The following is a 22914-nucleotide window of genomic DNA, read 5'->3' as shown; positions in this document are numbered from 1 at the left end:
AAACGTCGGGACACACGGTACCGGGCCCGGGAGAGCAGAAGGTGACCGTCACACCTGGGGATTCCACGCCTGGTGTCGCCGGAGAGGAACCCTCGGACGCGGTGACCAGGGCTATCGCCGATGCCCGACGGGCCGCCCGTGCTGCGGGGCTCACAGCCGACGACGACAGCGAGGAGGGTCGCGAGCAGCGGGGTAGGGGAGGAGCCCGCCTGACGTCCTTCACCTTCCACCTGGGGGACCTGGGATCGGCGACACAGGCAGGGAAAGTCGAGGCCGCCCTCAACCTCCTCCCCGGGGTGCAGGCCCGCGTGGTCTACTCCACGTCCATGGCCTGGGTGACCGCCCCGGAGTCCCTGCAACCCGACGTCCTCCGCGATGTCATGACGGATGCCGGGGTGGATTCCTGGTTGACTGTCGCCTCCTTGCGGCGGCGTGCCGAACGACTTGCCCGTGCCCGTCCGACGAGCGTCAATGCGCACCTGCACCGTGAGAACCGCGACCGGGCGCCTCGTTCCGGCGCATCCTTCCACCAACTCGGTCAGCGACGCCGACGTCAGGCCGCTGGTACAGAGGTGCTGTACACCGCGCGGAACCTGATTACCGGAGCGCGCCTGCTCGTTGCGGTGCTTTTCGGCCTTCCGGTTGTCGTCCTGCAACTCTTCCCCGAATGGCAGTTCGACTACTGGCAGTGGATCTGCCTGGCCATGTCCACCCCGGTCGTGCTGTGGTGTGCCTGGCCGTTCCACCGGGCGATGCTCGGCGGGCTGCGACGGGGGATGCCCGCCCTCGACGCCGCCTCTTCCGCGGCGATTCTGCTGGCCTACCTCTATTCCCTGGCAGAGCTGCTCACCGGTTCGACCGGTGACCTCGGCTGGCGCTCCGGCAATATCCTCATATCCTGGGGATACCAGACCAATGCGGTGTTCTTCGACGTCGCCTGCGGCTGCACCATCCTCCTGTTGTTCGGGCGACTGGCTTCCCGACGGACCCGTCTGCGGTCCCTCCTGGCACTGAACATGCTGTCCGTCGAACGGGCCGGCGACGTCACCGTGGTGCGCAAATCGCGCCAGGGAAAGCCCGTGAAGCGGATGATCCCGTCGACGGAGGTCCGGGTCGGCGACGACGTGATCGTCGGCGTCGGGGCCGTGATCCCCTGCGACGGTGAGGTCGTCGGTGGCCGGTCGACCGTCGAGGCAGGTCCCTTCACCGGCGGACGGGGGGAGACGGCTGTCGAAGTGGGCGCCAGCGTCTACGCGGGATCCCGCAACACCGGTGGTGAGCTGAAGGTCAGGGTGAACAGGACGGGATCACGGACCCGGATCGCTGCAGTGCGACGGTGGATCGCGGCCGCCGAGCGTGAGGAGAACAGGCTGGAGCAACTGGCCACCCGCACCGCGTCGCTGCTGGTGCCGTGGGCGGTGGCTATCGCGGTCATTGCGGCGGTTGGATGGTTGACCATCGCGGAGAGCGTCACCGCGGCAGTCGCCACGGCGCTCACCGTCCTGGTCTCCGTCGCCCCCGTCGCGCTCGCGCTGTCCACCACGCTCGCGCTCCGACTCGGCCTGGCCCGCGCTGCCTCGGGCGGGATGCTGTTGCGTGACACCGGTACCGTCCACCGTCTCGCGGCCGTCGACACCATCATCTTCAACCGCGCCGGGACGCTGACGACCGGGCCGATGAACGTCGTCGGGGTGACCGCTGCCAAAGGGGAGGTCGCCGAACTGGTGCTCCGGGTGGCGGGTGCGCTGAGTCTCGAGAGTCCGCATGGTGTCTCACGGGCGATTGTCCGGGCCGACCGTGAGTCCCGTGACAGTGGTGCCGGCGGAGACAAGGTGCCGCACTGGCTGGAGGCCGGCCCCGTGGAAGTCGACCCCCGGGGCGTCTTCACGGCCACCGTGGATCTCCCGGTCGCTGATCCGGGTACCGGGGAGCAGACTGTCCGGCCTGTCCAGGCGGAACTGTGGCGCCCCCGTGACCTCTCGGAACTCGAGGACCCGACCCTGGCCAACGCGGTCCTCAGCGGAGGGGCACCGCTCGTCGTCAGTTGGCGGGGGAGGGCGCGGGGCGTCATCAACGTCGCCGACAGCATCAAACCCGATGCAGAGTCCTCCGTGCACTGGCTGGAGGACGCCGGTGTGGAAACCTACATGCTCTCGCGGGACACCTATCCCGTCGCCCGTCGGATGGCTGACTCGATCGGGATCTCCAAGGTGCTCGCAGGCATCATTCCCGCACGCAAGGCTGCGACGGTGCGAAGTGTGCATGCCCAGGGTGCCACCGTCGCGATGGTCGGCGACCAGGATGTCCTGGACTGCCTCGATGTCGCCGACGTCGGAATTCTGATGGGTTCTGCGGACCGGCTGGACAATCTGGGCGGTGAACACGGCCAGGCGAGGGGACTCGATTCCGCCGCCAGTGATGTCGTGATCATCAGGGAAGATGTCGCTGTCGTGGCGGAATCGGTGAACCTCGCCCGTCATGTCCGCGCCACGGTCGACTGGAACCTCTGGCTCGCCTGGGGGTACAACATCATCGCCCTGGTGCTCGCCGTGTCCGGATTCCTCAACCCGCTTCTGGCGACCGCTCTGATGCTCGGCTCGTCGCTGCTGATCGAGTGGCGGTCCGCGCGGATCAGTCACCGTGACTACAGCATCGGTGACCCCCTGGGACGGGAGGGGGCCGACGTCCCCGGCAGCCGGTCCGACACCCGGCTCGGGAGGCTGCGGGCCTGGGCAGGTGAGAACCTGAGTCCCTGGCAGTCCCGGTGAGGCCGTGAGCCCGGTGTCACCGGAAAGGCGCCGGGACGGACGCTCAGGGTTGGCGTCGACCCCGCAGAACAACCTCAGGCGTCTGTGTGAGCGGCCGTTCACCCGGGGACCCGCTCCCGCAGTCCGGTCATTATGCTGGGGGCAGTTGGGATAAGCGACCTGAAGGAGTGGCAGATGAGTGGACGGACGAACAGCTCGGCGGCGATGGACCGGGCGAGGGGGGTCACCCCCGGCGGCGTGAACTCGCCGGTACGCGCATTCGGCTCGGTCGGCGGGACCGCACCGTTCATCGCCTCCGCGGCAGGGTCGAGGCTCACCGACATCGACGGGAACGACTATGTCGACCTGATCTGTTCCTGGGGGCCGATGCTCCACGGTAACGCCCACCCGGACGTGGTGGAGGCGGTTCGTGAAGCGGCTGGGAAGGGGCTGTCCTTCGGTGCGCCGACCCTCGCCGAGACGGAGCTGGCCCAGGAGATCATCGACCGCACCAGTGTGGAGCGGGTCCGGCTGGTGAACTCCGGAACGGAGGCGACGATGTCGGCGGTCCGGCTCGCCCGCGGGTTCACCGGCCGGGACAAGATCCTGAAGTTCAACGGGTGCTACCACGGGCACGTGGATTCCCTGCTGGTGGCTGCCGGATCCGGTGTCGCGACCCTGGGGCTGCCTGACTCGCCGGGGATCACGGCGTCCGCCGCTGCCGAGACGATCGTCGTGGACTACAACGACCTTGATGCCGTCCGGGCTGCCTTCGCCGACAATCCCGGTCAGATCGCCGCGGTCATCGCGGAGGCCAGTGCGGGCAACATGGGCACGGTGCATCCGCAGGACGGGTTCAACGCCGCGCTGAAGGAGATCGCCCATGCTGATGGCGCGCTGTTGATCCTCGACGAGGTCATGACCGGTTTCCGCACCTCACGCTCCGGATGGTTCGGGGTGGACGGGGTCGCCGGTGACCTGACGACGTTCGGCAAGGTGGTGTCCGGCGGGATGCCGGCCGCAGCGTTCGGCGGGCGGGCCGAGATCATGGACATGCTCGCCCCGGAGGGACCGGTGTACCAGGCGGGGACGTTGTCGGGGAACCCGGTCGCCACGGCGTCGGGTCTGGCGTCGCTGCGTCTGGCGGACGAGTCGACCTACACGACGTTGCAGAGTAATGCCGACCGGTTGTCGTCGCTGATCAGCGGGGCGTTGTCGCGTGAGGGCGTGGCACACCACATGCAGCGGGCCACCACGATGCTCTCGGTCAGGTTCGCCGAGGGCCAGGGGCACAACTTCGCGGAGATGCAGGCGGCGGACACGTTCCGTTATGCGCCGTTCTTCCACGCCCTGCTCGACAACGGGGTGTTCGCGCCGCCGAGCGTCTTCGAGACCTGGTTCGTGTCCACCGCGTTGACCGATGACGACTTCCAGCGCATCGAGTCCGCCCTGGTTCCGGCTGCCAAGGCTGCTGCTGCGGCGACAGTAGCGTAGCCAGAGCAGTCTGCGCGTAGCCAGCGCAGTCTGTCTCCGTAGCTGGATTCCTAGGAGAGCGCTTCCTGGATCATCGGGACATAGCGCTCCAGGGTCCAGGGGACGGTGAGGGGGTTGATCATCGACGACGCGGTCACGAAGGACTGGTCGGTGGGGGCGACCTCGGCGCCGTCGCGTATTGCCGTGACATCGCCGTAGACCGGGTTGTCGTGCATCTCCCGGCGGTTGGCGTCGTCGGAGTAGAAGGTGAAGATCAGGTCGACGTCATTGAGTCGGTCGGCGTCCTCAAGGCTGAACTGGGCGGAGTCGGTGCCGACGACCTCGTCGTCCTTCATCTCCTCGACGACGGGCGCTGTCTTCAGACCCAGGTTGGCGACCATCGCGGCACGTTGCTCGGACGGCAGGAAGACCCCCATGTTCTGGGCGGGTCCCTGGTTGTAGATGAACGCGAAGTCGTGGTCGGCGAATTCAGGGTGGTCGTCACGGACGGCGGCGAAGTCATCCTCGATGCCGTTGATGAGGTCCTCGGCACGGTCGGGTTCGCCGAGTGCGGTGGCGATGGTGGTGATCTGGTCCTCCCAGTCGATGGTCCAGGGATGTTCGGGGTAGGCGACGGTGGGGGCGACGGCGCTGATCTGGTCGTACTGGTCCTGGGTCAGGCCGGACCACGGCGCCAGGACCAGGTCGGGCTCCAGTGCCGCGATTTCTTCGGCGCTGACCTCCTCGCCCCCGGTGATGAGTTCGGGGAGTTCCCCGCCTTCCTCTTCGACCGCCTCCCGGATCCACGGAAGTTGTCCTGAGTCATCGGCGCCCCACTCGTAACTCTCGGTGCCGACCGGCGTGACTCCGAGCGCGATGGCAGTCTCGGCGGACCCCTGGCCCAAGGTGACGACACGTTCGGGTTTCGTGGTGATCTCGGCCTCGCCGAGAGCGTGGGTGATCGTCGTCGGTGTGAAGGCATCGTCGTCCCGATTGTCCTGGGACGCGACGTCTGAACCGGAGGAACAGGCGACGAGGAGCGCGGTGGTGAGGCAGGACACCGCAACGGCGGCCAGTGTGCGGCGCCCTGTGCGGCGGAGGAGGAAAGTCATGAGGGTAGGCTAGCATGTCCACAGCTGGTGACCGGCGTTCACCATGCTGCCGTCGGCGAGCTGTTCACTTATGAGCTGAGCACCATGCCAGGTAGTGTCAGACACCATGACAACGATCGTCCACCTCGTCCGTCACGGGGAGGTTCACAACCCCGACCGCATCCTCTACGGTCGTCTGCCCGACTGGCACCTCAGTGTCCGCGGCCGTCAGATGGCCGCCGCGCTCGCCGCTGACCTGTCCGATCATGACGTCAGTTATGTCGTGTCCTCCCCGCTGGAGCGTGCCTGCGAAACCGCAGCCCCGCTGGCGGAGACCGTCGGGATTGCGCCGCAGGTGGACGATGACCTCCTCGAGGCCGGGAATGACCTGGAGGGCCTCCACATCAAGGGTGTCCGTTCAGCCCTGTGGAATCCGAAGCGGTGGCCGATGCTGAAGAACCCCACCGTCCCGAGCTGGGGAGAGCCGTACACTGAGATCCTCGACCGGATGTGGCGTGCCGTCGACCGCGCCCGTCGGGGGGCAGAGGGAGGCGAAGCGGTGTGTGTGACCCACCAGCTTCCCATCGTCTGTGTCCAGCGCGACGTCCAGGGCCTGCCGCTGAGGCACAACCCGGCGGCGCGCCGGTGCGAACTCGCGTCGGTGACGTCGCTGGTCTTCGAGGGAGACGACCTCGTCGACATGGTCTATTCGGAGCCTGCGCAGGAGATCTGATCCGGTGATGAACGTGAAGCAACAGGGACGACGGGTGACGGCCGCTGTGATCGCCGCGTCGCTGGCGTTGGCCGTCTCAGCATGTGGCGAGGACAACACCGCCGGCACGGATGCCGTCGTCGACGGAGGCACCTTCGAATTCGTCTCCCCGGGCGGACAGACCGAGATCACCTACGACGAAGGCGACCGTGAACCGGTGGGGGACCTCCAGGGCGAGTCGTTGATGGAGCCGGAGCAGACGATCACCCTGGAGGATTACAAGGACCAGGTGGTCGTCCTGAACTCCTGGGGGCAGTGGTGCGGCCCGTGCCGTAGCGAGGCCGACGACCTGCAGCGCGTCCAGGAGAAGTTCGAGGACGACGGTCGCGGAACCATCCTCGGTATCAATGTCCGTGACTCCGTGGCCGACAAAGCCCGCGACTTCGTCACGGACAACGGGATCACCTATCCCTCCATCTACGACCCGCCGTTCAAGTCCGCGCTCGCCCTGGGCGGCCTGCCGGCGTCTGTCATCCCGACGACGATCGTGTTGGACAAGCAGCACCGTCCCGCGAAGGTCTTCCTCCGCGAGATCAACGACGACGAGCTGTGGGCGGCCGTGGAGCCGTTGCTGAACGATGAGTGATCTCGGAACCGCGTTCTCCGAGGCGGTGACCACCGGGCCGATCCTCCTGGCACTGGCGGCCGCGGCGGTCGCCGGCCTGGTCTCTTTCGCCTCGCCCTGCGTGATCCCGTTGGTTCCGGGATACGTCTCCTATCTCGCCGGAGTCGTCGGTGCGGACACGGAGTACACCAGGGAAGGCACGGTGGTGACCGGGCGCCGGGGCCGGGCAGGTGGTGCGGCACTGCTGTTCGTGACCGGCTTCACCGTGGTCTTCGTCCTCGCCACCGCGACCGTCTTCGGCGCAATCAGTGCCTTGATGATCAACCAGGAAACACTCATGCGCGTCGGCGGAGTTGTGACGATCATCATGGGCATCGTGTTCATGGGGTTCATCCGCCCGTTGCAGAACGACACCCGCATGGCACCGAAGCGGTGGTCCACCCTCGCCGGTGCACCGCTGCTCGGCGGGGTCTTCGCCCTGGGCTGGACCCCCTGCCTGGGGCCGACCCTCGCCGCGATCATCTCCGTGTCCGCCGGTACTGAGGGCATGACCGCCGCACGGGGGGTCATCCTGATCATTTCCTACTGCCTGGGCCTGGGACTACCGTTCATACTTGTCGCCCTGGGCTCCGCCAAGGCTCTGCGTGGGGTCGGCTGGCTGCGGAGACACTCCCGCACCATCCAGCTCATCGGCGGTGCCCTGCTGATCATCGTCGGCATTCTGCTGGTCTCCGGCCAGTGGGCACTGTTCGTCGACTGGATCCGTCAAGGTCTGGTCTCCGACACCACGCTGCCGATCTAGGCTTCAACCGAGTTCCTCTCCCGAAAGGTTTCCATGATCCGCTGGTTCCTGCGTCTACCGAAACGGGCCTGGCAGTGGCTGACCCGTATGCGGACGGCACTGGTCCTGCTGTTCCTCCTCGCTCTCGGTGCCGTTCCCGGTGCGCTGCTGCCGCAGCGTTCCCTGAACGCGGGCAACGTCACGGAGTACATCGAGAACAACGGTCGGATCGGTGAGATCTACGACAAGCTCGGGCTTTTCGACGTCTTCAGCTCGCCGTGGTTCGCGGCGATCTACGTCCTTCTCTTCCTCTCTCTGATCGGCTGCATCCTCCCGCGCAGCTGGGACCACTACAAGGCACTGCGGACGCGGCCGCCGTCGGCTCCGAAACGGTTGACCCGTATGCCGAACTTTGTGGAGGGGACGGTCGAGACACCCGCGGAGGATGTCCAGAAACAGGTGACCCGACGCTTCCGCAAGTGGCGCGGCGGAGCCACCGAGGCCGCGGACGACCGCGCCGGGAAGTGGTCGTTCGCTGCGGAGCGGGGTTACCTCCGCGAGGCGTCCAACCTGGTCTTCCACCTGTCGCTGGTGGGTATCCTGGTCGCCGTCATGGCGGGACGACTGGTCTACTACGAGGGCCAGGTCATCGTCATCGCGGGTACGGATTCCGCAAGCTCACAGTTCTGCAACTCTGCCGTCGCGAACTTCGACTCGATGCGGCACGGCCCTCTCTTCGACGGCACCACCCTGACCCCGTTCTGCGTGAACGTGAAGAACTTCGAAGCGGAGTACACCGCTGAGGGGCAGGCGACCCACTTCTCCTCGGACGTCGACTACGCCGAGGGCGAGGATGCGATGCTGCCCACCGACGAGTGGGACCATACCCAGCTGCAGGTGAACCATCCTCTCAACGTCGACGGAGATCTCGTCTACCTCCAGGGGCGTGGCTACGCGCCGACCTTCACGGTCACCTGGCCGGACGGGGAGACCCGGACCGAGACCATCCAGTTCCGTCCGGACGATCTGACTTTCTTCCTGTCGTCCGGTGCGATCAAGATGGACCCGCCGGCGGGAATGTACGAGGACCTCTACGACCGACGTCAGAATCAGCTGGCGATCCAGGGGCTCTTCGCCCCGACGGCGGAGTTTTCGGGTGAGAACGACTCCTTGCTGACCTCCTCGCATCCCGACCTGCTGGATCCTGCTGTCGCCATCGACATCTACCGGGGCGATACCGGACTCGATGCGGGGACGGGACAGGACATTTTCTCGCTGGACTCCAACCAGTTGCACAGTGGCGCGCTGCAGAAACTGGATCGGGTCAATCTCATGGAAGGCGAGTCGGTCACCCTCGACGACGGGACGGAGATCAGCTTTGATGGAGCCCAGCGATTCGTGAACCTCCAGGTCAGTCGTGACCCGACAACACCGTACGTGCTCGGGTTCGCCGTGCTGATGCTGGTCAGCCTGGTCGGTTCCCTCACCATCAAGCGCCGCCGCTTCTGGGTGCGGGTCACTGACAATGGTGACGGCACCTCCCAGCTGCAGATCGCAGGACTGGCCCGGACTGATTCGGCCGGATGGGGCCGTGAGTTCAACCGCGTGTCCGAGGAACTGCTCCAACTGGATGAGGAAGAGCTCGACGAGGAGTTCGACCAGACCGACAGTGAATGGGAGGACTGGGAGGATGAGCTTCAGCGTGAACTGGACCGCGAGGTCTCATCGGGCGAGCTCGCCGACAGCCGCGATACGGAGGACAGTGGGTCACAGGGGACGCAGGATCGACCTGAGGAACGCTAAACCCCAGCTCACTTTTGGTTTTCGCTACGGGTGCGCAGTAACGTGGGCCGAGTTACGGTCCAGTCATAATCGACGGAGGAACTGACGGATGGACATCCACGACGCCAATGAGGGCCTGGCGAATTTTTCCGACCTGGCGTTCGCCACGACTGCGGGTCTGTACTTGATTGGCCTCGCCATCTCTCTCATCTTCTACGGCATGCTGCGTTCGGCGACGGAAGCTCGCCGTGAGCGTGCCCGTATTCTCGGTGAGAACAAGGCCGAGCGTGCCAAGGAGAAGGTGACGGTCGCTGCGGCAGGTTCGGCTCCGGCAGAAGGCTCCGGCCCCGCGACCGGCGTCGACAAGGATGCCGTCGACGGTGGCAGCCACGACGTCTCGGGTATTGCCACGGGTTCGCTGTCGGAAAAGGATCTGCCGAAGAACTTCCAGGTCGACGCCTTGCGGAAGAAGTTCCGTCGGACGGACCAGTGGGGCGGCATGGCCCAGGCCGTGATCTGGCTGGGTGTGGCGATGCACCTGCTTTTCCTCGTGACACGTGGACTGGCCGCGCAGCGTTTCCCCTGGGGAAACCTGTTCGAGTACGTCTCTGTGGTCTCGGGCGTGTCGATGGTCATCGCCTGCTACGTGCTCCGGCGGAAGGCCATGCGTGTGCTGTGGCCGTGGATCCTCACCCCCATCCTGGTCCTGATGTTCTACGCCGGCACGGAGCTCTACGCTGACGTCGCCCCGCTCGTGCCGTCCCTGAACTCCTACTGGTACTGGATCCATGTCTCGGTGGTGTCGATCGGCGGTGGCATCGGCCTGGTCTCGGGTATGGCGTCACTGCTCTACCTGCTCCGGCGCGCCCAGCCGAAGGGTCAGGAGAAGGGGTTCTTCGGCGCGATCGCCGTTCCGTTGCCGGACGCCTCCAAACTGGATGCGCTGGCCTACCGGGCGGCCATCTGGACACTCCCGATCTTCGGACTCGGTGTCGTCTTCGGTGCGACATGGGCGCACTTCGCCTGGGGCCGTTTCTGGGGCTGGGACCCTAAGGAGACCGTCTCCCTGATCACCTGGATCCTCTACGCCGCGTACCTGCACGCCCGCGCGACACCCGGCATGCGTGGCAAGCCTGCCGCGTGGATCAACGTCCTGGCATTCGCCACGATGGTCTTCAACCTCTTCTTCATCAACATCGTCATCTCCGGCCTGCACTCCTACGCCGGACTGAACTGACATGCCGCACCATCCTGACCGTCGGATCACCCACCTGCTGGTGACCGGCGGTGCCGGTTTTATCGGGGCCAATTTCGTCCACCGCACTCTCGCGACCCGGCCGAGCGTCCGGATCACTGTGCTGGATGCCATGACCTATGCGGCGAACCCCGCCAATCTCGCGGGAGCCACGGAGAGCGGCGTCAGCGTCGTGGTGGGTGATGTCTGTGACACGGGGCTGGTGGATGACCTTCTTTCGGACGTGCACAGGGCGGCGACGGCCGAGGGCGGTGTTGCCGCCGTGGTGCACTTCGCGGCGGAGAGTCACAACGACAACGCCCTGCGGGATCCGTTGCGTTTCGTACGCACCAACACAGAGGGCACCGGGGTCGTCGCCGATGCATGCGTCCGTCACGGTGTCCGTCTGCACCACATATCCACGGACGAGGTCTTCGGCGATCTGCCGCTCGAGAGTGCCGCCCGCTTCACCGTGGACACCCCGTACGCGCCGTCATCGGTGTATTCCGCGTCGAAGGCGGCCGCTGACCATCTGGTCCGGGCGTTCGTGCGTAGTCACGGTCTCAGCGCGACGATCTCGAACTGCTCGAACAACTACGGGCCACGTCAACACCCGGAGAAGTTCCTGCCTCGTCAGATCACCGGCCTCATCAACGGGGAGAGTCCGCGGCTGTACGGCGCGGGAGACAACGTCCGGGACTGGATCCACGTCGATGACCACAACGATGCGGTCTGGACGATTCTGGAACGCGGCATATCGGGGGAGACGTATCTCATCGGAGCCGACGGTGAGCGGTCGAACAGGCAGTGCGTGGAGACGCTCCTGCAGTTGTTCGACCGGGACCCGGGGGACGTCATCCACGTGACTGACCGGCCGGGGCATGATCGGCGATATGCGATAGATCCGTCGTCGGTCGAGGCGCTCGGATGGGAGCCGCGGTACACCGATTTCGCCGCCGGGCTGGCGGACACGGTGCAGTGGTACCTGGACAACCGCTCCTGGTGGGAAGTCAGCCGGAAAGATGCGGAGGAAACGTACCGGGACACGGAGCAGGTCATCGACTGACCGGCATCGGGGGTGATACTCGGGGGTAGTGGAAAATGGTTGTGAGCTGCGACACATGCCGTCGCGGCCTGTTTCCCGGAGTGATTGTTCCAGATCGTCGCTTTCGCGAACATAAATAAGGGTAGGTTGACCGATGTAAGTCTCCACTAGCCTCACCCGGCGCCACACCGGGGAAAGGATCACCAGCATGACCATGTCCCGAGTAGTCACTGTCCCGTCCGCCCGTCGCACGTGGCGCACCCTTCTGCTGAGCGGCGCAGCGGTACCACGTCTGGCCGGTGCCCAGCCTGCTGACGGTTACCAGATCGGCGACGAGGCCGTCGTCCTGCCGGACCCGCCGGCGGACTTCGCCCTCACCGTGCCTGGCACGACCCTGGCGCACGGCCAGTCCGCGGAGGTGCTCACCCGACTCCCGCAGGGCCCGACACTGTACTGGGAGATCTCCACCGGTTGTCCCCGCACGGTCGCTCCCGAAGACACGGATCTGGGGAGTGTCTTCGGCGTAGGTGTCAACCCTGCGCCGGACGAGGTCGACCACTACATCCTGACCCCGTACGACATTACGTTCCTCGGCGACGGCGGCGACGGTAACCCCGTTCTCCAGTCCGCCGTGGCAGTTCCGGTGCTGATCGCCACGGATGCCGCCGGTAACGCCGTGGATCCGTTGCTGTACTCCGCAGAACTGCACGGTGGGATCGACCCGGCGGACATGGTCCCCGGTGATCTCCACAAGCTCGTCGAAGGCAGGACATACCGCGGAGCCGTACTGGGGTGCGTCCGCAATGACGGATCCGGTGCAGCGCGTAAGCCTGCCGGGGTCCGCTTCCTCTTTCAGGCTGAAGGATCTGACCTCGACCCGTTGCACACCGGCCGCGTGGTCTGGCGCTGAGCACAGTTTCCGGCTGCACTATCCTCGTGGGCATGACTGTTTCACAGAAGTGGCGACGTGCGCTGCTCGCCGGAGTGACCGTCCCGGCCGTCGTCCTCGTCGGCTGCTCGGTGGGGGACGGCGCGACCGGTGTTGCTGAAAGCAGCGAGGATGCCGCGGACAGTGATGCTGGTGACGCCGGTGACGGGGAGAACGAGCTGATCTCGGAACTCGACCTGGACGGGGCACCGGAGGGGTTCCGGCCCACCGAACCGGGCACCGAACTGGATTTCGGTGACGCCGCCTATGTCGTCAGCCAGCGTCCTGTGGACGACGACTCTGCAACCCCGGGGCCCCTCCAGTTCTGGAAGGTCACTGCCACAGGGGTGGACACTCTCGATGCCGACGAGGTACCTCTGACGGAGGGCAGTGACGATGTGGAGGAGTTCGTCTGTCTCACCTACACACTCGCATTCCTCGGGGAAGGCCCGGCAACCGACGACCAGGACTCTGCGACCGTCGCTGCGCCGGACCTCGTGCCTGCCGATGACGAGGGCGCCGGTGCCAATGTCATCGAGCGCGCTGACCCGGCGACGTGCGGCGTGGATGAACAGGACCTTCTGCCGCCCAGCCTCGCCGACATCGACGAGGACGCGACCTACGGGTCCGCGGTTCTCAGTTACGTCGACAAGGAAAAGACCCGCGGCATCAGCCCCACCGGCCTGGCCTTCACCTATGACCTGCCTGATACGCCAGAGTCACCCGATGGGTCGGAGCCGACGGAAATCGAACCGATCCACTGGAACTGACCGCCGCGGGAGTCAGGCCAGGAAGGACGGCCGGGTCTTCTTCAGCAGGGCCAGGCCCTTCTTCAACTGCCGGGGCCCGGTCTGCTCAGCGATATCCGGGTTGGCGGTGAATGCGGCGTCCGACCGCACTTCGGGCGCATTGGAGGCGTCGGCCCGCAGCATGGAGTTGGGGAGCGAGAGCTTCAGTAGAGTGCGCTGCACCTGCATCAACTGTTTGGGGAAGCTGTCTGTGTTGTAGGGCAGGCCGTACTCGTCGGCGATGCTCTCGACCTCCTTGCTGATCTCAGCGAGGTGGTTCGACGGCATGTCGGGGAAGAGGTGGTGTTCGATCTGGTAGTTCAGGTTGCCCGAAAGGACCGACAGGACGGGGCCTCCACGGAAGTTCGCCGAGCCGAGCATCTGCCGCAGGTACCACTCGTCCTGGGTTTCTTCACTGAGGGTACGTCGGGTGAAGGTTTCCACGTCATCGGGGAAGTGGCCACAGAAGATCACGGCGTAGGCCCACACATTGCGGGTGAGGTTCGCCATCAGGGCGGTCTTCAGCGCGGCGCCGGCCCGACGCTTCGCACCTGCGGCGCGGGAGAGTTTCCGGCCGTTCTTCGTCCCCGGGAAGAGGTAGCCCGTGGCAGCGGCGATCGCCGGAAAGCCGATGTAGTCCTTGCCGAACTGTCGTCCGGTTTTCGCGAGAGCGTCGAGCAGGCGGGGTTTGGTCTCCTCCCAACTCTGGCTACCGGTGAAATACCGGCCCAGTTCCACGTCGTAGAAGCCGACGGCGAGTTCGAACAGGCTGGCCAGAACCACGTTGATCAGCGGCTGCATCAGTGCCTGGGGTGTCCACCTGCGGTCCCGGGTGACCCGCAGGATGCCGTATCCCACGTCATTGTCCATGCCGATGATGTTGGTGTAGGTGTGGTGGACCACGTTGTGGGAGTGCTTCCAGCCCGACGAGGGACCGGTGTTGTCCCACTCCCAGGTGGAGGAGTGGATCTCGGGATCGTTCATCCAGTCCCACTGCCCGTGCATCACGTTGTGGCCGATCTCGAGGTTCTCGAGGATCTTCGCCAGACCGAGCATCATGCCCGCGGGCACCGCCACCGTGGAGGAGGTGGCGGTGGCGATGCGCGCAATCAGGTCCAGCGCCCGCTGGGTACGGATGAGGGACTTGATGTAGTCGGCGTCCTTGCCACCGAGGGACTCCCGGTGGGCTTTCTCGATCGCGGACAGACGGCGACCGATGTCGCGGACGTCGTCGTCCGACAGGTGGGCGTAGGCGGTGATGTCCTGGACGGCCATGTGTCGTGGCTCCTTTGGTGGTAGAGGGGGCTCGTTGGCGCCGCTGGTGTGCCGGTCAGCTGCCGGCGATGTGGAGGTAACCCGACGGGACGCTGCAGCAGGTGCGGATCTGTTCGCCGGGACCGTACGTGGCACCGTCTCTCAGGTCCACGGCGGTGCCGTCGGTGATGGGGGTGACGCACGTCCGGCAGATCCCCATGCGGCAGCCGTGCACCAGACTGATGCCGCAGTTCTCGGCCGCGTCGAGGATGGTCGTCGACCCCGTGGAGGTGGTGACGACACCGGTGTCACCGAACTCGATGTCGCCACCGAGGTCCGCAGGGTCGGGCGAGGCGCCGGCGTTGCCGGAGGCCGCGCCCTGTGCGTGGAAAGTCTCGGTGTGGATGTCGGGTATGGCCTCGGTGAGTGCCTCGAGCAGGGGGCCGGGGCCGCAGGCGAACGCCTCGCGGGACTCCCAGTCCGGGACTGCGGCCGTCACGTTCTCCACCCCCAGCCGTCCGTCGAGGGAGGAGTTCCACCTGATCAGCCGGTAGGACGGGGTCTGTGCGTGAAGGTCGTCGAGCTCGTCGGCGAAGGGCTCGGGAGGCCGGGGACCGCGCTCGCTGTGGATGTGGACGACGTCAGGCCAGGTGTCCGGGGTGTGCTCTTCACGGATCCACCGCACCATCGACATGACCGGGGTGATGCCCGCGCCGGCGGTGATGAAGAGCAACCGCTCCGGCACAGGCGACGGCAGATGGAAGTCGCCGCCGGGGGCGGTCAACCGGATGATCTGCCCGACGGTGGCGTATTCGGCCAGGTGACCCGAGACCTCTCCTCCCGGTACAGGCTTGACGGTGACGGTCAGCGTGCGCGACCGCCCGTGGCCGGTACGCACCGGAGCATTCGTCAGGGAGTAGCAGCGCCAGCGCCACCGGCCGTCGATGTCCAGGCCGAGGCCGATGAACTGGCCGGCGTGGAAGGCGCCCGTCATGCCGGGACCGGGTGAGATGGTGAGCGTGGTGTAACCGCCGTCGCGGGAGACCGCCATGATGCGACCCCGTACCTCCCGGCCGCGGAGCGGATCGAAGAGACCGGCGTAGTCCGTGGGGGTCAGGGGAGTGGTCAGTTTTCTCAGGGCAGGCGTGAGCGGTTTCGTGGCGCGGGCCACGACCTTCCCGAGTCGCACTTTGTTCATCACAACGACATTACAGACAGAAAGATATGTGTTTCAAGATAAAGTAGCTGGGAATACCCTGGCGGTACCACACCTGAGAGCTCTGCCGTGTCTGCCGTATCCCCCGTGACGTCATGACGTTATGGTGGTGGGCATGCATGACATCACCGATCTCGAGATTCCGGGCGCCTGGGTCGCCGAACCCCGCGTCTTCGGCGACGATCGTGGCACCTTCCACGAATGGTTCCGCGCAGACGTCGTCGCCGAGAAGCTCGGGTATCCTCTCGACGTGCCGCAGGCGAATCTGTCGACGTCCCGTGACGGCGTGATCCGTGGTGTCCACTTCGCTGACGTCCCCCCGGGGCAGGCGAAGTACGTCACCTGTGTGGCGGGACGCATCGTCGATGTTCTCGTGGACCTCCGGCGCGGTTCGCCCACCTTCATGAAGCACGTGGTCGTCGAGCTCTCCGCGGACAACCGCGCGGGCGTCTACATCCCGATCGGCGTCGGCCACGCCTTCGGGGTGCCCGCCGGGACGGGGGAGGCGACGGTGAGCTACCTCGTCTCTGAAGGTTACGACCCCGGCGCCGAGCATGCCGTCAACCCTCTCGACTCCGCGCTCGGCATCGACTGGGGGGCACACGGAGTCGCCGGGGTCACCGGGGACGTGGTGTTGTCGGACAAGGACCGCGCAGCGCCCACCGTCGCGGAATTCGAGGGTGGTGGCCTGGCGCTTCCGTCCTGGAACGAGTGCCGCGGCTGGGAGAAGGAGTTGCGGCTGGCGTGGGAGCAGGCGCAGAGTGACGCCGAGAACTGGGAAGGTGAGTGATGCGCGGCATCATCCTGGCCGGTGGTACCGGGTCCAGGTTGCGGCCCATCACTCTCGGGGTGTCCAAGCAGCTCGTCCCCGTCTACGACAAGCCGATGATCTACTACCCGCTGAGTACCCTGATGCTGGCGGGAATCCGTGAGATTCTCGTCATCACCACCCCCGAGGACAATGACCAGTTCCGGCGGCTGCTCGGTGACGGTTCGCAGTTCGGTGTCAGTATCGACTACACCGTGCAGGACGCCCCCGACGGCCTGGCCGAGGCGTTCGTCCTGGGTGCGGATTTCATCGGTGACGAACCGGTCGCCCTGGTGCTCGGCGACAACATCTTCTACGGTGCCGGTCTCGGCTCCCAGCTGCGTCGTTTCCATGACGTCAAGGGGGGAGCGATCTTCGCGTACTGGGTCGCGGATCCCTCGGCGTACGGCGTGGTCGATTTCGACGAGGACGGGACGGCGACGTCGCTGGAGGAGAAGCCGGAGGACCCGCTGTCCCACTTCGCGGTGCCCGGCCTGTACTTCTATGCGCCGGACGTGGTCGACGTCGCCAGGGGGCTCGAACCCTCAGCGCGTGGCGAACTCGAGATCACCGACGTCAACCGGGTCTACCTGGAGCGGGGGGAACTTCAGGTCGACATCCTCCCGCGCGGGACAGCCTGGTTGGACACCGGCACCGTCGACAACCTCATGGCCGCGGGTGACTTCGTGCGCACGATCGAGGAACGCCAGGGCCTCAAGATCGGCTGCCCCGAGGAAGTTGCCTGGCGGATGGGGTACCTGACGGACGACGAGCTCGCTCAGCGGGCTGACACTCACGGGTCCTCGGCGTACGCCTCTTACCTCCGGACGCTGCTGCGGCGAGGAAAAGAGGTCTGAGGAGCGCTACCCCTGGGCGCCGTTCTCGCCGTCCTTCTTTTCCTGGTGTCCAGGGTCCCCCTGGCTGCCCCGGGCTCCCTTGCCGTCAGACTGCCCCTTTCCGGGGTTCGTGTCCGTGGACTCGGGTGATGCGGCGGGTGGAGTGCTGTTGTCCTTCTTTCCGGACCCGCTCTGCTCCCCGTGTTCTTCGTGCCTCCAGTGCTCACCGCGCCGGGCGCGTTCCACCGCCTCCTGCTCACGCCGTTCGGCCTCGCGCTGGGCCTTGAAGCGTTCTTTCTTGATGTTCCACAGGAAATCGGGGTCGTCGTCCGGGCCCTTCGTCTTGGTGGCCTGGTTCTTCTGGCGGCCCAGCGACGGGAACTGAGTGTTCTGCGGCGTACGTGACGTGTTGTTCCACGTCTTCGGCCCGAACGCCTTCCACAGTACGATGACTGTGACGATGACGAGCACAACGATCACTAGACGTCCCATTGTTGTCGACCTCCTGTCGGCGTAGGGGTGGTCGGTGTCGGACCGACGTGTCTTCCTCCATGCTAACCACCTCACGGCGTGGAGTCGATCACGGGGCGTGAATAGGGTTCATCGCCGAGAGCGAACGCGGGGTGCGAGAGGTTTGGGGCTGTGTCACGACGGGTCGTAAGGTGGTCGTCGTGGACGAGAACAGCACCAGTTCAGAAAACCCAGGCAGCCCGGATCTGAAGCCGGGGCGCCTTCCGGCGGGCGCATGGCGTGACATCGCCCTCTACGGTCTCGCGCGGTTGCTGGTGTTCGTCGTGCTGACGGTCATCATCCAGTCGGTGGCCGTCCTGCTGGGGATGGGGCAGTCTTTCCCCCTGCTGATGAGTGCTCTTCTTGCGTTGATCGTGGCACTGCCGCTGTCGATGCTGCTTTTCAAGAAGTTGCGGCTGCGTGTCAATGAGCAGATCGCGATCCGCGACGCCGGACGCCGGGCGCACAAGGAGCAGATGCGCGCCCAGCTCGAGGAGCGGCTCGACTGACTGCCGAACCGGTGGCTGGGACCTTCCCGCGAATGAAACCGGTCAACAACCCTCGGGCCGCGAGCAACCTCGTAGGTTGGTGTGAGCGGCCTGTAGGGTTGCTCCGTCGGTACCGGGCGGGTTACACCGCCGGGTGACGGCTGATCACCCCAGCAGCATCGCGATGAACATCGCGACTGCCCAGACGAGCATTCCCCGTCCGGTCAGCCCCAGGACGGGAATGAGCTCCTTGCCGTTCGCCCCCCTGACCACCGGCAGCGCGGCCACGAACAGCAGGGGTACCGCAGCCAGGGAGATCAGTGCAGCAATGCCCGCGGCAGACACCGCCACGGTGACAACTACCGACACCAGCACCAGGACCACGTACAGGACGCGGGTCGGACGGTCGCCGAGGACCACGGCGAGAGTCGTCTTCCCCGCCTCTTTGTCGGTGGGAATGTCGCGGAGGTTGTTGACCAGGTTCACCGACGCCGACAAACTTCCGACACCCACCGCCAGCAGCAGTCCGACCCAGCTGACCGTGCCGGACTGGGTGAACTCGGTACCGGTCACGGCCACGAGTCCGAAGAACACGAAGACGGCGACCTCCCCCAGGCCGCGGTATCCGTAGGGGTTCTTCCCACCGGTGTAGAACCAGGCGCCGAGGATGCACAGTGCACCGATGAGGATCAGCCACCACGAGGAGAGCAGCGACAGGATGATTCCTGCCACTCCGGCGACGGCGAAGCTCAGGAACGCCGCGTACTTCACCCGCTCCGGCGGGACAAGCCCGGAGCCCGTCAGCCGCAGGGGGCCGGTGCGGTCGTCATCGGTGCCACGGATTCCGTCGGAGTAGTCGTTGGCGTAGTTCACACCGATGATCAGGGCCATGGCAACCACCGCCGCCAGAAGGGCCCTGGTCCAGGATGCCTGTCCGTCGTACACGGCGGCGGCTGTACCGGCGAGGACCGGGGCGACGGCATTTGCCCAGGTGTGTGGGCGTGCGCCGGTCAACCAGTCGCCGGCGGTGGCTGTGTTTTCGGACAAAGGGGTCTCCTGACGGCGTGCCTTCAACTATTCAGGGGTCCAGCCTAGTCCGGAGTTCCTCGCGGACCGCCCGACGGTCGATCTTCCCGGGGCCGGTCGTGGGAAGGCGTCGGGTACTGAGGAGACGACGCGGTATCAGGTGTGCCGGGAGACCGGCATCCTTCATGACGGTACGCAGCTGGGCGGTACGCTCCGCCGGGACGTCATCGGGAAACTCGACCAGAGCGGTGACGATCTCACCCCAGTCGGTGTCGGGACGTCCGACGACGCAGGCTGTGTACCCGAGTTCGCCAAGGGCGGATTCCACGTCCTCCGGGAGAATTTTCATACCGCCGCTGTTGATCGCGCCGTCGGCACGGCCCCGTACGGTGAGGACGCCGTCGCTGACGCATCCGAGATCACTGGTGCGGAAGGTACCGGGCGAGGGAAAGGCATCGTCCTCGACCGGGCCCGAGACATTGCAGTATCCGTCGGCGACGGTCGGGCCGGACAGGAGGATCCGACCGGTTTCGGCGTCGATCGTCACATCGGTCCCGGGGAGGGCGCGGCCGTCGTAGACCATGCCGCCCGCGGTCTCCGAGGAACCGTAGGTCAGCACGATCGGGATGTCGTGGCGTCGTGCGGTCTCGGCGAGGCCGGTGCTGGTCGCAGCTCCGCCGACCAGGACTGCGGCGTACTCGCGTAGTGCCGAGCGCCCCTGCTCATCGTCGATCAGCCGGTGCAACTGGGTCGGGACCAGGGAGGTGTGGAGGTCCTGCGACGGATGTGAGGACCGCAGGGACGAGGTGGCCCGGATGAAAGCCTCCGGGGTGAAGGTGCCGCCAGGGAGGACGTCGGGTGAGTACCCGGCGTGGAGGCTGCGGAGAATGACCTGCAGCCCGGCGATATGGTGTGGTGGCAGGGCCAACAGCCAGGGGCCCGTCCCGGTGCCGAAACGCTCGGCGAGTAAAGCTGCGGTGGCCTCGGCCGAGGCAGTCAGATTCGCGGTGCGCAGGCGGGCGCCCTTCGGCTGGCCGGTGGATCCCGACGTGCAGGCGATGAGGGTGCCGGGGGCTTCATCGCCTGCGACCGTCATCCGGGACATCAGCTCCTGAGACTGTCCCGGTGTCGTGGGCAGCACCGCACGGCGACCGTCGAGCAGCTCTTCCAGTACCGGGAGTGCGTCGGCGATGCTTCGGGGATTGAGATCGAGGGGGAGTGCTTCAAGCGTCACCCGGACCACGCTACGCCGTAGACGGGGTGCAGGGAGGTGGCTCAGGCCAGGAGTCCGAAAGACGCCACAGCGGTGCAGGCCGCGGTGGCCTCTGCAGTCGAGGGGCGGTACCCGTGCAGCGCGCGGAATGCGGCGCGGACCTCACGGGGCGTGGCGGGAGTGCGCCCTTCGTCGATGAGGAGGGCCAGTACATCAGTGGTGTCGGAGCCGACACCGAGCGCGGTCGGCGAGAACACCCGGGTGTTCGGCCCGGTGTGCTCGGGCTGCACGGTCCGGTGAAGGGTCGTGGTGCCCCGCGCCTGCGTCGCACCGGTCTCGCGGCGGTCGGGGCGCGAACCTGGCAGCACGCCGAGGACCGTGCTGTCGGTGGTGGTGTGGACTCCGGCGCCGGGCCTGCGGTACCAGTCGAAGAGACGGACCAGCGGCCGGGTGATGGATGTCGGGTACGGCATGGGACTTCACTTCCTTCAGGCAGGTACTCGCCGGGAGCGGCGGGGGTACGGACACTACGTTGACGATCTCCCAGAGATGGTAGATACAAACAATGGGAGTCGTCAAGTATTGTTTATGTTCTTGCTGCGTGAAGGGTATTTCTGGTGCGAATGCCCAGTCGCCGGATCAGTGCCCGCCGGCCTGCCCGGCCGTGCCGAAGACGTCCCAGCCGAATGTCGAGTAGATGCGACCCTGGGTGATCCACAGCAGCCCGACGACGATCGCCAGGGCGATGACGCCGAAGATGACGACGGCAGCGGTACGGCGCCAGGGGGCGATGTCCGGCGCCGCGCCGGTACCAGTTGCAGACCCGGCCGAGCTCGGGACCCAGAGGCGGATGCCTACGCCGAACAGGATCGGCAGTCCGGCACCCAGTACGAGTCCGGCGATGGTGACCTGGAGCAGTGATTCAAGGATGGTCATGGTCAGTTCTCCCTGGAGGTGCTGGTCGGATGTCCGGCGGAGGTGTCGAGGACGGAGGCGGGGTCACCGCGTCCGATGGTCGGGTCGTCGGTGCCGGTGTTGTCGGAGGGCGTCCCGACGCCCGCGCCGGCGAGTGCGTGGACGAAGGTGTCGGAGTCCTGCTTCGCAGGGACCTTGTCGGAATCCTTGTCGGAATCCGTGTCGGCTCCGATCGTGGTGTCGGTGCCGGCGTCAGGGGCCAGTCCGTGCTCGTCCCAGTCCTCGTTGACGTTGTCGGCGTGTACCGGCTGCTTCCGTGCCTTGTACACGATGAGTCCGACACCGGCCGCCAGGATCAGGAAAGAGAACAGGGAGCCTACGGCCATTGTCGTGGCTTCTGCGACGAGGTTGGAGAGCGTCCACACCAGCCAGGAAACGGCCGCTGCCAGAGGCAGTGTCGTGATCCAGGCGATTCCCATCCGTCCGGCGACACCCCACCGGACCTTGGCGCCGGGCTTGCCGACACCCGAGCCGAGGATTGAGCCGGTGGCGACGTGGGTGGTGGACAGTGCCATTCCCATGTGTGCAGAGGTCAGGATGATCGCGGCGGACGACGTCTCGGCTGCCATGCCCTGGGGGGAGGTGATCTCCACCAGACCCTTGCCCAGGGTCCGGATGACGCGCCAGCCACCGGCGTAGGTTCCGGCCGCGATGGCGATCGCACAGCTCGCGGTGACCCAGAAGGGCATGTCCGCGGCCGCGTCGAGGTTTCCGCTGGCGACGAGGGCCAGGAAGATCACACCCATCGTCTTCTGGGCGTCCGAGGTGCCGTGGGCGAGGGCCACCAGGGACGCGGAGCCGATCTGTCCGAGACGGAACAGGTTGTCGCGTTCACCTTCGCGGGTCCGTCGGGTGAGCTTGAAGACCCCGGCGGTGCCGACGGCGGCGACCAGGCCGGCGATCACGGGCGCCGCCAGTGCCGGGACGATGATCTTCTGCAGGACACCGTCCCACACGACACCCGATACGCCGAGGGCGGCGATGGCGGCGCCGATCAGTCCACCGAACAGCGCGTGGGAGGAACTGGACGGCAGTCCGAAGAGCCAGGTGAAGAGATTCCACAGGATGCCGCCGATAAGTCCGGCGAAGACGACGAGGAGGAGCTTGTCTGCCTCGGCGACAACACTGAGGTCGAAGTCCTCGAGGTTCACGATTCCGTTGGCCACCGTCTTGGCGACCTCCACGGAGAGGAACGCTCCGACGAGGTTCAGCAGGCCGGCCAGGGCGACCGCTGTCTTCGGCTTCAGGGCTTTGGTGGCGATGGAGGTGGCCATCGCGTTGGCGGTGTCGTGGAAGCCGTTGGTGAAGTCGAAAGCCAGGGCAGTCCCGATCACGAGCAGAAGGATGAGAAGCTCAGTCACACCTAGAAATATCCCGCCTAT

General features: G+C 66.1%; 22 protein-coding genes. 13 read left to right on the top strand and 9 right to left on the bottom strand.

Features of this window, described 5'->3' with window-relative positions; genetic code table 11:
* Positions 1 to 41: 41 nt before the first annotated feature.
* Together FS507_RS02645 and hemL are read left to right on the top strand one after the other, a co-directional pair.
* Positions 42 to 2768: a heavy metal translocating P-type ATPase gene (locus FS507_RS02645; RefSeq protein WP_145941280.1), complete on the top strand. Its 2727-nt coding sequence runs from the start codon at positions 42 to 44 to the stop codon at positions 2766 to 2768.
* Between the two features lie 174 nt (positions 2769 to 2942).
* The gene (hemL, locus tag FS507_RS02640; RefSeq protein WP_145941279.1) at positions 2943 to 4241 is read left to right on the top strand and encodes a glutamate-1-semialdehyde 2,1-aminomutase; all 1299 of its coding nucleotides are present in this window, start codon (positions 2943 to 2945) and stop codon (positions 4239 to 4241) included.
* A gap of 50 nt (positions 4242 to 4291) precedes the next feature.
* On the opposite strand, the gene FS507_RS02635 is transcribed toward hemL, so the two are convergent.
* Positions 4292 to 5332, bottom strand: a complete 1041-nt coding sequence (locus FS507_RS02635) for an iron-siderophore ABC transporter substrate-binding protein (protein ID WP_145941278.1) — start codon at positions 5330 to 5332, stop codon at positions 4292 to 4294.
* 106 nt (positions 5333 to 5438) lie between these two features.
* On the opposite strand from FS507_RS02635, the gene FS507_RS02630 reads away from it, so the two are divergent.
* From FS507_RS02630 to FS507_RS02595, 8 genes are all read left to right on the top strand, one after another.
* Positions 5439 to 6044: a histidine phosphatase family protein gene (locus FS507_RS02630; RefSeq protein ID WP_145941277.1), complete on the top strand. Its 606-nt coding sequence runs from the start codon at positions 5439 to 5441 to the stop codon at positions 6042 to 6044.
* A 7-nt stretch (positions 6045 to 6051) separates the two neighbouring features.
* The gene (locus FS507_RS02625) at positions 6052 to 6669 is read left to right on the top strand and encodes a TlpA family protein disulfide reductase (RefSeq protein WP_145941276.1); all 618 of its coding nucleotides are present in this window, start codon (positions 6052 to 6054) and stop codon (positions 6667 to 6669) included.
* Entirely contained in the window at positions 6662 to 7450 is a 789-nt protein-coding gene (locus FS507_RS02620) for a cytochrome c biogenesis CcdA family protein (protein ID WP_145941275.1), read from the top strand. Before FS507_RS02625 ends, FS507_RS02620 begins: the two co-directional genes overlap by 8 nt.
* A 33-nt stretch (positions 7451 to 7483) precedes the next feature.
* Positions 7484 to 9232, top strand: a complete 1749-nt coding sequence (locus tag FS507_RS02615; RefSeq protein ID WP_145941274.1) for a cytochrome c biogenesis protein ResB — start codon at positions 7484 to 7486, stop codon at positions 9230 to 9232.
* A gap of 88 nt (positions 9233 to 9320) precedes the next feature.
* Positions 9321 to 10448, top strand: coding sequence for a c-type cytochrome biogenesis protein CcsB (gene ccsB / locus FS507_RS02610; protein ID WP_145941273.1), 1128 nt, complete (start codon positions 9321 to 9323; stop codon positions 10446 to 10448).
* Between the two features lies 1 nt (position 10449).
* A complete protein-coding gene (gene rfbB, locus FS507_RS02605; protein ID WP_145941272.1) occupies positions 10450 to 11511 on the top strand; it encodes a dTDP-glucose 4,6-dehydratase in 1062 nt (353 codons plus the stop codon).
* A 187-nt stretch (positions 11512 to 11698) separates the two neighbouring features.
* Positions 11699 to 12400, top strand: a complete 702-nt coding sequence (locus FS507_RS02600) for a hypothetical protein (RefSeq protein WP_145941271.1) — start codon at positions 11699 to 11701, stop codon at positions 12398 to 12400.
* A 32-nt stretch (positions 12401 to 12432) separates the two neighbouring features.
* Entirely contained in the window at positions 12433 to 13188 is a 756-nt protein-coding gene (locus tag FS507_RS02595) for a hypothetical protein (RefSeq protein ID WP_145941270.1), read from the top strand.
* A 12-nt stretch (positions 13189 to 13200) separates the two neighbouring features.
* On the opposite strand, the gene FS507_RS02590 is transcribed toward FS507_RS02595, so the two are convergent.
* A complete protein-coding gene (locus FS507_RS02590; RefSeq protein ID WP_145941269.1) occupies positions 13201 to 14481 on the bottom strand; it encodes a fatty acid desaturase family protein in 1281 nt (426 codons plus the stop codon).
* A gap of 55 nt (positions 14482 to 14536) precedes the next feature.
* On the bottom strand, positions 14537 to 15658 hold the full coding sequence (locus FS507_RS02585; protein WP_145941268.1) for a flavin reductase family protein: 1122 nt from the start codon (positions 15656 to 15658) through the stop codon (positions 14537 to 14539).
* Positions 15659 to 15791: 133 nt separating this feature from the next.
* Here FS507_RS02585 and FS507_RS02580 point away from each other — a divergent pair, with 133 nt between their 5' ends.
* The gene (locus FS507_RS02580) at positions 15792 to 16466 is read left to right on the top strand and encodes a dTDP-4-dehydrorhamnose 3,5-epimerase family protein (RefSeq protein ID WP_260853123.1); all 675 of its coding nucleotides are present in this window, start codon (positions 15792 to 15794) and stop codon (positions 16464 to 16466) included.
* Entirely contained in the window at positions 16466 to 17341 is an 876-nt protein-coding gene (gene rfbA / locus FS507_RS02575) for a glucose-1-phosphate thymidylyltransferase RfbA (protein WP_145941266.1), read from the top strand. Before FS507_RS02580 ends, rfbA begins: the two co-directional genes overlap by 1 nt.
* A gap of 6 nt (positions 17342 to 17347) precedes the next feature.
* On the opposite strand, the gene FS507_RS02570 is transcribed toward rfbA, so the two are convergent.
* Complete coding sequence (locus tag FS507_RS02570) at positions 17348 to 17812, bottom strand: hypothetical protein (RefSeq protein ID WP_145941265.1); 465 nt, start codon at positions 17810 to 17812, stop codon at positions 17348 to 17350.
* Between the two features lie 179 nt (positions 17813 to 17991).
* Between FS507_RS02570 and FS507_RS02565 the strand changes: the two genes are divergently transcribed.
* Positions 17992 to 18339: a DUF4229 domain-containing protein gene (locus FS507_RS02565; RefSeq protein WP_440130329.1), complete on the top strand. Its 348-nt coding sequence runs from the start codon at positions 17992 to 17994 to the stop codon at positions 18337 to 18339.
* A 144-nt stretch (positions 18340 to 18483) separates the two neighbouring features.
* Here FS507_RS02565 and FS507_RS02560 read toward each other — a convergent pair whose 3' ends face one another.
* The 5 genes from FS507_RS02560 to FS507_RS02540 all read right to left on the bottom strand — a co-directional run bounded on the left by FS507_RS02560 (position 18484) and on the right by FS507_RS02540 (position 22893).
* Positions 18484 to 19365 carry a 1,4-dihydroxy-2-naphthoate polyprenyltransferase gene (locus FS507_RS02560; protein ID WP_145941264.1) on the bottom strand — a complete coding sequence of 294 codons (882 nt, stop codon included), beginning with the start codon at positions 19363 to 19365 and terminating at the stop codon, positions 18484 to 18486.
* A 31-nt stretch (positions 19366 to 19396) separates the two neighbouring features.
* Complete coding sequence (locus FS507_RS02555; RefSeq protein WP_260853122.1) at positions 19397 to 20578, bottom strand: AMP-binding protein; 1182 nt, start codon at positions 20576 to 20578, stop codon at positions 19397 to 19399.
* Positions 20579 to 20619: 41 nt separating this feature from the next.
* Positions 20620 to 21030: a hypothetical protein gene (locus tag FS507_RS02550; RefSeq protein WP_145941262.1), complete on the bottom strand. Its 411-nt coding sequence runs from the start codon at positions 21028 to 21030 to the stop codon at positions 20620 to 20622.
* Between the two features lie 166 nt (positions 21031 to 21196).
* The gene (locus FS507_RS02545; protein ID WP_145941261.1) at positions 21197 to 21493 is read right to left on the bottom strand and encodes a hypothetical protein; all 297 of its coding nucleotides are present in this window, start codon (positions 21491 to 21493) and stop codon (positions 21197 to 21199) included.
* A gap of 2 nt (positions 21494 to 21495) precedes the next feature.
* Entirely contained in the window at positions 21496 to 22893 is a 1398-nt protein-coding gene (locus FS507_RS02540) for an inorganic phosphate transporter (protein WP_145941260.1), read from the bottom strand.
* Positions 22894 to 22914 lie beyond the last annotated feature (21 nt).

It is taken from the genome of Corynebacterium glyciniphilum AJ 3170 (genome assembly GCF_007673095.1).
GTDB lineage: Bacteria > Actinomycetota > Actinomycetes > Mycobacteriales > Mycobacteriaceae > Corynebacterium.
Note: the sequence above shows the minus strand (reverse complement) of the source record. Positions and strands in the feature narration are given on the sequence as shown.